The organism is Marinilabilia sp. (assembly GCF_016278715.1).
Lineage (GTDB): Bacteria > Bacteroidota > Bacteroidia > Bacteroidales > Marinilabiliaceae > Marinilabilia.
The window spans coordinates 1-13,059 of record NZ_JADQBH010000167.1 but is presented as its reverse complement, the minus strand read 5'-3'; the positions used below and the strand labels follow the sequence as shown (position 1 = coordinate 13,059).

Genomic DNA, 13,059 nt, shown 5'->3' with positions numbered 1-13,059 from the left:
AACTTAATTTTTAGATTAGATTAGTGCAAAGGGTTTAGTATTCTCTACACAAATATATGACGCCTCTTATCTGCGGATAGTTACAACATTATTCAATTATTTCTTTGGCCATAGCAGAAACATCTATTCCGCAAAGATTGCCGGAGGTCATCAGCAACAGATTGGCATGGCTCAACTTTTGCCCGGCCAAGAACTGTTTAAATTTAATCCCATCTGTAAAAACTTTCAACCCTTTTTTTGCAAAGGCTGCTTCCACATCATTTTCGGTGATTTCGGACAGTTGCTTATGAGCTACAACCTCCGGATTAAAAAAAACTACCGCTTCATCGGCAGCATCCATGGCGCCTTTGTATTGGGGTAAAAAATCACCGTTAAGGCTGCTAAATGTGTGAAGTTCAACAACTGCAAGCAAATGCCTGTCAGGGAACTGGTCTTTCACGGCAGCTACGGTCGCCTTCACTTTCGATGGAGCATGGGCAAAGTCATAGAAAACAGCAGCATCCTTATTCTCTCCCAGCATTTGCAGCCTCCGGGCAGCCCCTTCAAAACTTTGCATCGATTCCCAGAAATCATTTTCAGGAACCCCTATATCCTTCGCCACCAATAAAGCACCGGCCAGATTTTGAAAGTTGTGATGCCCAAAAACCTTCAATTCATATTCCTCGCCGTCATATTCTACAAATGTTTCTCCATCCCTGGAAACAGTTTTCACCTCATCGTAAGGTAACTTTCTCAAAGACAGGTTTTCTGAAGCAATCTTTTGAAGTACCGCATCTCTTTGATAATAAATAAAACTACCACCCGGCTCAAGGGTCCGGGCAAACAGGTCAAACTGATAATTGTAATCCTCTTCCGTGGGAAAAACGTTTATGTGGTCCCAGGCCACCCCGGTAACCAAAGCAACATGCGGCTTGTACCACAAAAATTTAGGACGACGGTCGATTGGAGAAGAAAGATATTCATCCCCTTCAAATATGGCAATATCCGAATCATCCGACAGCTCTACCATCGTATCAAAACCTTTTATCTGGGCCCCAACCATAAAATCAAATTTCCGGCCAAGGGTTTTCAGTACATGCAGAAGCATGGAGGTAATCGTGGTTTTTCCATGACTTCCGGCAATTACCACCCGCTTTTTGCCTTTGGTTTGTTGATAGAGATACTCCGGATAAGAATAAACTTTCAGGTTCAATTTCTGGGCTTTCAATAATTCCGGATTATCAGGGCGGGCATGCATCCCGAGGATTATGGCATCCAATTCTTCAGAAATATTTTCAGGAAACCATCCTTCCTTGGAGGGAAGCAATCCATGATTACTCAAACGGGACTTACTGGGTTCAAAAACTTCATCATCCGAACCAGTCACGTGAAAACCTTTTTTATGCAGTGCAATGGCAAGATTATGCATGGCACTTCCGCCGATAGCTATAAAGTGAACTCTCATTCTAAACAAACTTTTTTGATATTTTTGAAATGGCAAATTAACCATTTTTTACTTTACGCAATTAAAACTTCATTCAAAAGGGGTTAAAAAAGAAGGGCAGCTTACGGTCTTACCCGAAACTACCCTTCACTAATAATAATTTCCAATCGTTTTTTACATCTCCATCGGAAGGATATTGGTTCCACGTTCCTTAAGCCTCCATTGCCAGGACGTATATAAATCAAAATCCTGTGAACGCGAATTCCCTTCGGTCTGCACCAACCGGTTGCGTCGGGCAACAACAAAAGAGTTTTCGGGAAACTCCTCCCACCCTCCAATAAAAAAGTCAACACCGCCTTTGGTGCGGTCGCTGATGCTCTGAACAAATGAAGTACAAAACAATATCAAATCAATTCCCCTGACTTCAAGAAACGGCCTCAGATGCTGAATATACCGTTCCATACCAGTGTCATTCTTTTCAAGAACCAATACAATATGGGAAATATTTGTGCGCGAAGAAAGAAAAGTCTCCATTAGCGGTAATTCCCCCGGCGATGCATTAAAAATAATATGCGGAATATCAAGTTTAGTAGCTGCTTCAACAACCTTGCTGAGATGGTGTTGACCGGCTATCACTATTTCTTTCTCGGCGGGCACAACAGAGGACAAAACACAATTCAGTGCAAAATCTCTGTTATAGTTGAAAAAGATACTTTCAAATCCGGTACGGTAAAATTGTTCAGGATGAATAGGTGCATGCGTCCACATATCGATCACACTCAGATTGAGGTGCTCCGGTACAGTCCCCACTTTCGAAAAATCGGCAAAACTCATAGAAACAGGTTTTAGCAAAAAAAATACTACAGCAAAGAAAAGCTGCCGGTGTTAACTAAAAATTAAAAGCACATTACCAAACCCTTAAACCCTTTATACTTCTTTGACAATCAAAACAACTGCAACACGTACACCGGGAGAAAATAAATCACTATTGTCCGGAGAAACTTACTTTTTGAAAAAACATTGCGTTAAACTTTAACAAACACCCGATAACAGATTCCTTGCTAAACAAAGAAGGCAAAATCCAACCTCATGAAAATAAATGCGTTGTGCCTTTGTGCCTTTCAAAATCCATAGCTTTTGCGAAGGATTTCTCTGCGTTTAGGCTTTTATTCGGGGACTATTGGCATCAAAAACTCTTTTAATAACTTTACACCATCAAAAAAACAAAGATGACAGATCCCGAAATATTTGTTGATGTAATATTGCCTATTCCACTTCCACGGTTGTTCACCTACTGTGTTCCTCCGGATATGGTTGAGAACCTGGAACCCGGAATAAGGGTTGTAGTGCCCTTTGGCAAAAAAAAGCAATATTCAGGGATTGTTTTTTCCGTACATCAGAACAAACCAACCGATTACGAAACCAAACCAATATTGTCGGTTCTGGAATCTTCCCCCATAGTCAATACCTCTCAGCTCGATTTCTGGCAATGGATGGCAGAATACTATCAATGCACACTGGGCGAAGTTTACAAGGCTGCATTGCCTTCCGGACTAAAACTCGAGAGTGAAACACGAGTTTATTACAACCCTGATTACATTCAACTGGATGACCTTCCCGAGAAAGCAATAAAAGTACTTTCGTTACTTTCCGAAAAAAAAGTTTGCTCCATCCAGGAGATCAACACTTTTCTGAATCAGAAAAGCAGCGTGGCATTGCTGCACAAACTGATGGAAGAGAATGCTGTTTTTGTCAGTGAAAGACTCAAAGAAAGTTACAAAGCAAAAACAGAGAACTACCTCCGAATAGCAGAGAATTACCGCTCCGAACAAAAGCTTCATGAGGCATTCGACCTGTTAGAGAAAGCCCCAAGGCAGCTTAATTTACTCATGACGCTCATCCAAAAAACAGGTGGTGCCGGAAATGTCCTTAAAGGAACCGGAATTGCCCGCAAAGACCTGCTGGACGAAAACAATAGTGCAACTTCAGCATTGAACGAACTTATCAAAAAAGAAATTTTTGAACAATATGCACTTGAGGTAGGACGACTGGAACAAACCACAGAAGCAGTGCAACAAAAAAGCACCTTCTCACCAGCCCAGCAAACAGCCTATGATGCGATAGAAAAAGCTTTCGAAGACCAGATAGTTGTACTTTTTCACGGCGTCACCTCCAGTGGCAAAACAGAGATCTACATCCACCTCATTGAAAAACACCTGAACCGTGGCGAACAGGTACTCTATTTGTTGCCCGAAATTGCCCTCACCACCCAGATAACCACCCGGCTGAAGCGACATTTCGGCAACAAACTGGGCATTTATCACTCAAAATTCAGCAGTGAGGAACGCGTGGAAGTCTATCGTGACCTACTGGAAAATCAAAACTACCAGGTAATTTTGGGCGTGCGTTCTTCCATTTTTTTGCCTTTTCACAATCTGGGACTGGTAATTGTGGACGAAGAGCATGAACACTCTTTTAAACAATTTGACCCTGCCCCCCGTTATCATGCACGTGATGCCGGAATCATGCTGGCTCACAAGCACGGGGCAAAAGTGCTGCTGGGAACGGCCACACCCTCCATCGAAAGTTACTACAACGCCCGGAAGGGAAAGTACGCTCTGGTAGAACTCAATACCCGTCATGAAGACATTCAACTGCCGAGAATTTTGATTACCGATACACGGGAAGCCAGAAGAAAAAAACAAATGAAGTCGCATTTCACGCCACTTATGTTGGAGCATGTGCAGGAAAGCTTACAAAACAAACAACAGGTCATTTTATTTCAAAACCGGCGTGGATTCTCACCCTTTCTGGAATGTAATGTATGCTCCTGGGTTCCAAAATGCAATTTTTGCGATGTGAGTATGACCTATCACAAAAAGATGAACCAGTTGGTTTGCCATTATTGCGGCCATACCGTCACCACCCCTTCCACCTGCAACGCATGTGGAAGTCCTGCCCTTTCGACCCATGGATTTGGCACCGAAAAAATTGAAGAGGAAATTCAACTGATGTTTCCCGATGCAAGGGTTTCCCGGATGGATTTAGACACCACCAGATCCAAAAAATCTTATCAGAAAATAATCTCTGATTTTGAAGATGGCAGGGTGGATATTCTTATCGGCACCCAAATGATCACCAAAGGTCTTGATTTCGACAATGTAAGTGTTGTGGGCATCCTGAATGCCGACAACATGCTTAACATACCGGATTTCAGAGCGTTTGAACGCGGATTTCAGATGATGGCACAGGTGAGCGGACGGGCCGGAAGAAAACACAAGCAAGGTACTGTTGTGCTGCAAACCTCATCTCCCGAACATCCTATTATCGGATATGTGGTAGAAAATGATTACCAGACCATGTACCGAACCCAGATTGAAGAACGCCAACTTTACAAATATCCGCCTTTCTACCGGCTCATCAACCTCACCCTCAAACACAAAAGCAAGGGAGTGGTGGAGAAAGCCGCAGATGAACTGGCCGGCAGATTACGTGCTATTTTCGGAGAGCGAGTGCTGGGGCCTCAGGAACCACCAGTTGCCCGTGTTCAGAATCAATATCTGACACGCATTATTTTAAAATTTGAAAAAGGGCACTCTCCATCCTATGTCAAACAACTAATGAACGACGCCACCAATGCGATACTGAGCCGTCCGCAATGGAAATACGTCACCATCCTGACAGATGTAGATCCCCTTTAGCACAGAAAATATCAGGATTTTTATAACTTTGTGCAAGCCCTGCAATCCCCTTGCAATAAGCTTAATACCTGTTTATTAATTAAATATATAGCCTTTTGGGCGGTATTTTTTCAATAAAAGTATAACTTTGGCTGTTGCCAAAAAATGGGTATATTCCCGCTTTCTGTACACAGATAAATTTTGTTTTTTATGGCTAAAATTATTGCTTTAGCAAACCAAAAAGGCGGTGTTGGAAAAACCACAACAGCCATTAATCTGGCTGCAAGTCTTGCGGTGCTCGAATATAACGTGCTGGTCGTTGATGCAGACCCCCAGGCCAATGCTACTTCGGGCCTGGGTTACGATCTGCGAGAGGTAGAGACAAGCATTTATGAATGCATCGTTGACGGAGCAGATCCTAAAACAGCAATTCAGGAGGGAGAAATTGAGCACTTGTTTCTTTTACCTTCACACATCGATTTGGTGGGTGCCGAGATTGAAATGCTCAACATGCCCGACCGTGAAAAAGTACTCAAAGGAGTTATCAATAAGATCAAAGATCAGTTTGACTTTGTTCTAATTGACTGTTCACCGTCGCTCGGACTCATTACCGTAAATGCACTCACTGCAGCCGATTCGATAATCATTCCGGTGCAGTGTGAATATTTCGCGCTGGAAGGTCTGGGTAAACTGTTGAATACCATCAAAATTATTCAGAATCGCCTGAATCCCGATTTGGAGATTGAAGGATTTCTGCTGACCATGTACGACTCTCGTCTGCGCCTCTCTAATCAAGTTGTGGAAGAAGTCCAGAAACATTTTCAGGACATGGTTTTTGAAACCCTCATAACCCGTAACATCAAGCTGAGTGAAGCCCCCAGTTACGGAAAGGCAGTGGTGATGTATGATGCATCCTCCAAAGGAGCCATGAACTATTTGAATCTGGCCCGGGAATTGTTGCAGAAAAACAACATGACCAAGATTGACAGTAAGAAAAAAGCAGCCAAATAACCTTTAATAGACCGTTTGATTTTCAGAGGCTTGACAATAGATTCTTTTTTTAAGGTTAGAAGTTGGAAGAAGCGCATGATACCGTAATTCTGAACTTTAACAAAACACCTTTTTAATAATAGAAACTGATTGACAACCTCTTAAAATTTTAACGCACTATTGATTAACATAGAATATACAAGATGGCAAGAAAAAACGCATTGGGACGAGGACTTGGAGCATTGATTGACAACTCGGAAGATTATGGGCAAGGCGCCCCAAAACCCGAAGCTGCAATCAATGAAATTCCTGTTGAAAAAATTGAAGGAAACCCCTGGCAACCCCGTTCCCACTTCGATGAGGAAAAACTCAACGAACTTGCAGCTTCAATTAAGGAAATTGGCATTATTCAGCCACTTACCCTTCGCAAAGCCGGTAACAAATATCAATTAATTGCCGGAGAGCGTCGTTTCAGAGCTGCTAAAATTGCCGGGTTAAAGACAGTTCCGGCCTATGTTCGTTTGGCTGAGGACAACACCATGCTGGAAATGGCCCTCGTTGAAAACATTCAGCGCGAGGATCTCGATCCCATCGAAGTTGCCATCAGTTATCAACGACTTATGGATGAGTGTGACCTTACCCAGGAAAGCATGTCGGAGAGAGTCGGCAAAAAACGCTCAACCATCTCAAACTATCTTCGACTGCTGAAACTTCCTGCCGAAATTCAGTTGGGCTTGCGTGAAAAACAGATTACCATGGGCCATGCAAGGGCGCTCATTAATCTGGACGACCAAAAAGCCCGCATAAAAATCTTCCATCAGACTGTCAAAAACGATCTGAGTGTTCGCAAAGTGGAGGAAATGGTGCGGGAATTTGCCCGTGGAGAAGAATCTAAAAAGAAAGACAAGAAGAAAGAAGAATTGCCCGCAGAATATGAACAGTTGCGTCAGCAGTTGTCCAACTTCTTCAAAACCAACATTCAATTTTCACGTAGCAACAACGGCACCGGGAAAATAGTTATTCCATTCAGAACAGACGAAGAGTTGGAGAAAATTATTAATGAGCTGGATAAAGCAAAAACCAAATAACGCAAGAAGGTGAGGATGGATTTTAAATCGTTGCGTGAGGCCGTAGCTCCTTTACTATTTGTTTTTGCAGGGCTATTCCTGTCGGGAGTTACTGACACCCAGGCACAATTCAGCCAGAACGCTGACACAACAGCCACTTCCACAAACCGAATGGATACTGTTTCTTTTCAACAAGGAGAAACCATGAAGGATATCTTTCCGGAAGGAGAGGAAGAAGAGAAAATCCATTCCCCCCATAAAGCCACTTTTTACTCAGCCATTTTTCCGGGGCTGGGGCAGATTTACAACAAAAAATACTGGAAACTGCCTCTTGTTTATGGTGCTATCGGGGGCCTGGGGTATGCAATTCACTTCAATTCGACCAATTACGTCAAATACAAAAATGCCTATCGTGATTTTCTGATACGTGACCCGGGGAACAGATCTTACCTCGAAGTCCTCCCAGTTACTTTAACCGCAGAAGATGTGGAGACTCCGGGCGTTTTAGCCGACTGGTTTGAGCAGGCTCTGGAAAACAAGCGGGAGTATTACCGGCGTTACCGCGACCTCAGCTATATAGGAATGGCAGCCATTTATGTTCTTAATATGATAGATGCCACAGTAGATGCCCATTTTTATAATTTTGATGTGAGTGATGACCTGTCCATGAAGGTGCAGCCCGTGATTATGGATTACAATCCGGTGACAGGAAACACCATCGGGATCCAGATGGCTTTTAGCTTCTGAAAACCAAATGATTTGAAACCTAATTGACAAAATACCGTAATACCAGCACATCGCGGACTGAACAGGCCATTTCTGATTCCGCATCAAGCTACGCTTCTTAACCCGGAATCATCAAAAAAACAAAGTATGAGTATTAAACTGCTAAACTGCTTCAGAATACTATCTGTGGCTTTTGGACTTTTTATTTTGTCCAACGTTGAATCGGCTAATCCGCAGGTTGTCGACAACGACACTACAAAAACCATAACTACGGAGGAGACTCTCGATCAGTTTGCTGAATCGCTCGACAGTCTGGTGAGCATCTGGTACATGAATTCCAACCCCGGACTGGTGATGGACACCATCTACGATAGTGAACTGACACAACAAAGTGTTCTTTCCGACTCAATCTACATTCAACGGTTGGAAAACATTATTTCACCGTTCAAACTCTCGTACAACAGTCACGTAAAGGCTTACATCAATCTATATACCAACAAACGAAGAGAACAGGTGGAGAGCATGCTGGGACTATCGGATTACTACTTCCCAATTTTTGAGGCAGCCCTGGATGCAAAAGGACTTCCCCTGGAACTAAAATACCTGCCGGTTATTGAGTCTGCGCTCAATCCCAGAGCATTTTCACGTGCCGGGGCTTCCGGTCTGTGGCAGTTTATGTACTACACAGGCAAACAGTATGGACTGGAAGTAAACTCGTATGTGGATGAACGAAGAGACCCACACAAGTCCACAGAGGCGGCAGTAAATTTTCTCAGCGACCTGTATGACATTTACGGAGACTGGCAACTGGTTATTGCGGCCTACAATTGCGGTCCTGGGAATGTTAATAAAGCCATCCGCCGAAGTGGGGGAAAAAGAAATTTTTGGGAAATTTTTTATTTGCTTCCCAGAGAAACCAGAGGCTATGTCCCCGCGTTTATTGCCGCCACTTATGTTTTTACATATCACAGAGAACATAATTTCAACCCCTTGGCCCCCAATTTACCGGTAGCTTCCGACACGGTAATGATATCGAAACCATTGCATTTTTCTCAGATATCTGAAATCATGCAGGTTCCCATGGATGTAATCCGGCATCTGAATCCGCAGTACAGAAAAGATATTATTCCGGCACAAAAAGAAAGCTATCCGCTGCGACTGGCCTTTAACCTTTCCACTCAATTTGTATCACTCGAAGACTCAGTGCTCAATTACAACAGAGACAAATATTTCCCCGAAAACCAACTGGTAATCAAACCGGGGAACACCTCTACAAGCTCTTTTTCACCCCCTCCGGGCAAAGAAAAGGTTTACTACACCGTGAAATCGGGCGATGTAGTAGGACTCATTGCCGACTGGTTTGATGTTTATACCTCCAGCCTCCGTTACTGGAACAACATCCGAAGAAACGTCATCAGAGTGGGGCAAAAACTGGTAATATACGTGGACAAAGACCAGGTAGAACACTATCAGAATGTTGCCCGTCAGAAAAGCGGCTATGCCTCTACCTCTTCAGCGGGTCAACAACTTGCCAACACGGGCGATGATAGCGATTACATCTACCACACGGTAGGCAGAGGAGACAGTGTATGGTCCATCGCCAGGGAGTATCCCGGTGTAACAGATTCGGACATTCTCCGTTTAAATAACATTACCAATGCCCAAAAGATAAAGCCCGGGCAGCGACTTAAAATTAAGCCTAAGTCGTAAAGCGTTGTACGACAAATGGAACCCCGGATGATACGTCCGTTTAAGATATTTTTATATTTCCTCCTTATCTCGCTACTGGTCGTTCTTTTCGATCAGTGGCTTGAGCGTGTCAACTTTTCAATTCCCGGGTATATCAGCGAAATACAGGAATCACAATTGCCCGACTCAACCGCAGGGCTCCTGATTGCTGATTCAGAAAAAATATTCGCCGACACCACCATAGTCCCTGCACAGGATTCTTTATTGGCAAAAGACTCCATCCCAGATAAAAGAAAAAAACTAATCGTTTCCGACTCGGTACTAACGGCCCCTCCACTATTTCAGGAACTTTTTTTGTCGTTTTGCCGCAAAGCTCAAAGTGCCGACAGCCTCTACCGGGTTATCAGGGTACTCCACATGGGAGACAGCCAAATTGAAGCCGACAGAATCACGTCCGTATTACGCAGACATTTTCAAAAATTGTATGGCGGCTCAGGTCCAGGATTTGTAATGCCCATCGATCCTCTTCGAATCAATGCCAATGTCTCTATCTCCAATTCCGGAAACTGGACCTTATCTTACAGCTACAAAAAGGAAGATTACCCATATCCTGTCCGCTATGGTTTTCCCGGGAAAGCAGCCTGGTTTTCCGATACTACAGGGGCATTTACCATATCTCCCATTGCCTGGAAGTCTCAGAAACTTAGAAGATATCCAAATGTACGGTTAATGCTTTCCTCCGGCACTGGGCCAATGTACATCGAAGCAGAGACGGATGGTCAGTTTCGCTCTGATACCCTTACCTCTTCCGTAGAAAATCTTCATTTACTGAGTTATCAGGCAACATCCTACCCCAAAAAAGTTACATTTCGTTTTTTGGCCCCTGTGAGTCCGGTTATCCATGGCGTTACTCTCGACCATACCGGAGGTGTAGCCGTTGACAACCTCCCGATGCGCGGACGCCCCTGGCCAGGCATAAGAATTGCCGACAACAGTATGCTTCAGGAAATGTCGGAACAACTCAACATCGGTTTCATCATCCTTCAGTTTGGTACCAACGTTTTACCCACCAAAACTGACAATTACAACTTTTACCGAATTCATTTTCTCAAAGAGCTCCAGCTTCTGAGAAAACTTTTGCCCGACGTACCTGTTTTGGTTATCGGAGTCCAGGCGGCTGCTGAATCGCAAGCAGGAGAAATGGTGGCTATGGAACATGCAGAACTCATCTCCGAAGCCCAAAAATCTGCCACCCTGGCGTGTGAAATGGCCTTTTTCGATCTGCACAGAGCCATGGGAGGAACACAGGGAGCAATTAAATGGGCCAACGAATCACCTTCCCTGATGTTGACTGACCACATGCACTTCAGTGGGCGGGGCGCAAGGATTGTCGGCGACCAGATTTGGGCGGCCCTCGATTCATTGCAAACACACCTGAAAAACCCCTTAGTACCATGAGTGCCCTGCAGGAAATATGGAAATACCAGGCCGGAGACCCATTTATGTTCACCTCAGCGCTGTTCTGGGTATTCTTCGGGGCTGTATTACTGGGCAATGCACTGTTTTACAAGCAGCGGGCTGCCCGTACAGGCTTTTTATTTCTGGCGAGCTTGTTTTTTTACTACAAAGCCGGCGGTTATTTCTTTTTCCTGCTGGTAATCTCCACCTTAACTGACTTCTTCATCGGACTGGCCCTTGAGCATTTCACACGTCACTGGAAACGCAAGTTACTGCTGATAATAAGCCTGGTGGTCAACCTGGGCATGTTGGGATATTTCAAATATGCCTGGTTTCTGGCCGATATCCTGAGCGATATTACCAGTCAGAGTGTGGAAGCCAAAGACTGGCTGGCGATATTTTCCAATGCAGTGTTCGGCAGTTCTTTCGAGATCGATGACATCGTGCTACCGGTTGGAATCTCCTTTTTCACGTTCCAGACCATCAGCTACACCATGGATGTTTATCGCCGTCAGTTAGCTCCGGTTCACAACATCCTCGACTTCGGATTTTATGTATCTTTTTTTCCTCAATTAGTAGCAGGGCCCATTGTCAGGGCCCGGGAATTCGTGCCCCAGCTGTATCGCAAATTCTCACTGACCGAGAAGCAGGCATGGCATGCCACTTTTCTCATTATTTCTGGGCTTTTGAAAAAGATGGTTTTCTCAGATTACATTGCTGTCAACCTTGTGGATCGGGTTTTTGAAAGCCCTTTTCTGTATTCGGGCTTCGAAATCATGAGTGCCATTTATGGTTATACCCTTCAGATTTATTGCGACTTCAGCGGATATACCGACGTAGCCATCGGCCTTGCCCTGCTTCTGGGCTTCAGACTTCCGCTTAATTTCAACAGCCCCTATAAGGCACTGTCAGTTACGGAATTCTGGCATAGGTGGCACATTTCTTTGTCCAGTTGGCTGCGCGATTACCTTTACATCCCTCTGGGCGGAAACCGCAAAGGAAATTTCCGAACCCACCTCAATCAAATGATTACCATGACCCTGGGCGGCCTGTGGCATGGAGCCTCCTGGCGTTTCGTTCTGTGGGGTATGTGGCACGGTCTGGGACTCATTACAGATAAATTATTCAAACCTCTGACCCGGCTGATGCCAGGATGGCTGGCAAAGCCAACAGGATTTTTCATCACTTTTCATTTTGTTGTGGCCGGATGGATTCTGTTCCGCGCCAACGACCTGGACAGAGCTTTACAAATGACCAAACGGGTTTTCTCGGCTTTCCATGCCGACATGGTAATCCCTGCCATCCAATCCAATTTCCTATCTTATTTGCTTATTGGTCTCGGCTTTATTCTTCATTGGCTGCCTGCCTCATTAAAAGAAAACCTGCGGGGCCGGTTCATCACCATTCACTGGACTGCCAAAGTGGCACTAGTGGCCGTTGCCATCGTTCTTTTACTACAATTCAGAACAACAGAAGTGGTGCCGTTTATTTATTTCAGATTTTAAGGGGAGTCGTTGAGGCTGAAGTTGTTTGGGTTCTGCCACCTCTCCACAGGATATTCTCCTCCAAAGCCGGAACACAGAACCTGCACCCCAACGCTTACCCCTAAAAAGGAAATATCCTGCCCTCACCCCGCAACTCAAAACTCAAAAGCCGTTTCCCCCTGGCACCCTTTTTGATGAAAATCTTATATATTTACGCTTTAAAAAACTGAACTATGACACTGTTATTTATATTCCTTTTCTTCCTTATAGCCAGCTGGGTGGTCAGCTCTCAACTGAAACGTCGCTTCAAAAAATATTCGAAAACCCCGCTTGACAGTAATCTGTCGGGTCGCGAAGTGGCAGAGAAGATGTTGCACGATAATGGCATCTACGATGTCAAGGTTTTGCCATCGCGCGGACACTTGTCCGACCATTATAATCCGGCCAACAAAACGGTCAATCTAAGTGAGAATGTTTATCAGGGACGCAACGTAGCAGCAGCTTCAGTGGCAGCCCATGAATGTGGACACGCCGTTCAACAT

General features: G+C 44.4%; 10 protein-coding genes. 8 read left to right on the top strand and 2 right to left on the bottom strand.

What is annotated here, in order from left to right; genetic code table 11:
* Nucleotides 1-88: 88 nt before the first annotated feature.
* Both murC and QZZ43_RS10720 read right to left on the bottom strand, forming a co-directional pair.
* On the bottom strand, nt 89-1,444 hold the full coding sequence (gene murC, locus QZZ43_RS10725; RefSeq protein WP_291858893.1) for a Mur ligase family protein: 1,356 nt from the start codon (nt 1,442-1,444) through the stop codon (nt 89-91).
* Nucleotides 1,445-1,597: 153 nt separating this feature from the next.
* Nucleotides 1,598-2,257, bottom strand: coding sequence for a 2-aminoethylphosphonate--pyruvate aminotransferase (locus QZZ43_RS10720; RefSeq protein WP_291858890.1), 660 nt, complete (start codon nt 2,255-2,257; stop codon nt 1,598-1,600).
* A gap of 395 nt (nt 2,258-2,652) precedes the next feature.
* On the opposite strand from QZZ43_RS10720, the gene priA reads away from it, so the two are divergent.
* From priA to QZZ43_RS10680, 8 genes are all read left to right on the top strand, one after another.
* Nucleotides 2,653-5,124 (top strand): primosomal protein N', encoded by a 2,472-nt coding sequence (priA, locus tag QZZ43_RS10715; protein ID WP_291858887.1) that lies wholly within the window; start codon nt 2,653-2,655, stop codon nt 5,122-5,124.
* A 189-nt stretch (nt 5,125-5,313) separates the two neighbouring features.
* The gene (locus tag QZZ43_RS10710; RefSeq protein ID WP_291858884.1) at nt 5,314-6,114 is read left to right on the top strand and encodes a ParA family protein; all 801 of its coding nucleotides are present in this window, start codon (nt 5,314-5,316) and stop codon (nt 6,112-6,114) included.
* Between the two features lie 182 nt (nt 6,115-6,296).
* The gene (locus tag QZZ43_RS10705) at nt 6,297-7,181 is read left to right on the top strand and encodes a ParB/RepB/Spo0J family partition protein (RefSeq protein WP_291858881.1); all 885 of its coding nucleotides are present in this window, start codon (nt 6,297-6,299) and stop codon (nt 7,179-7,181) included.
* Between the two features lie 15 nt (nt 7,182-7,196).
* The gene (locus QZZ43_RS10700; protein WP_291858878.1) at nt 7,197-7,907 is read left to right on the top strand and encodes a DUF5683 domain-containing protein; all 711 of its coding nucleotides are present in this window, start codon (nt 7,197-7,199) and stop codon (nt 7,905-7,907) included.
* 126 nt (nt 7,908-8,033) lie between these two features.
* Nucleotides 8,034-9,596 (top strand): lytic transglycosylase domain-containing protein, encoded by a 1,563-nt coding sequence (locus QZZ43_RS10695; protein ID WP_291858875.1) that lies wholly within the window; start codon nt 8,034-8,036, stop codon nt 9,594-9,596.
* A 27-nt stretch (nt 9,597-9,623) separates the two neighbouring features.
* Nucleotides 9,624-11,033 (top strand): hypothetical protein, encoded by a 1,410-nt coding sequence (locus QZZ43_RS10690; RefSeq protein WP_291858872.1) that lies wholly within the window; start codon nt 9,624-9,626, stop codon nt 11,031-11,033.
* Entirely contained in the window at nt 11,030-12,538 is a 1,509-nt protein-coding gene (locus tag QZZ43_RS10685; protein WP_291858869.1) for an MBOAT family protein, read from the top strand. Before QZZ43_RS10690 ends, QZZ43_RS10685 begins: the two co-directional genes overlap by 4 nt.
* 212 nt (nt 12,539-12,750) lie before the next feature.
* Nucleotides 12,751-13,059 (top strand): zinc metallopeptidase (locus QZZ43_RS10680; RefSeq protein WP_291858866.1); only part of this gene is annotated, 309 nt, incomplete at its 3' end.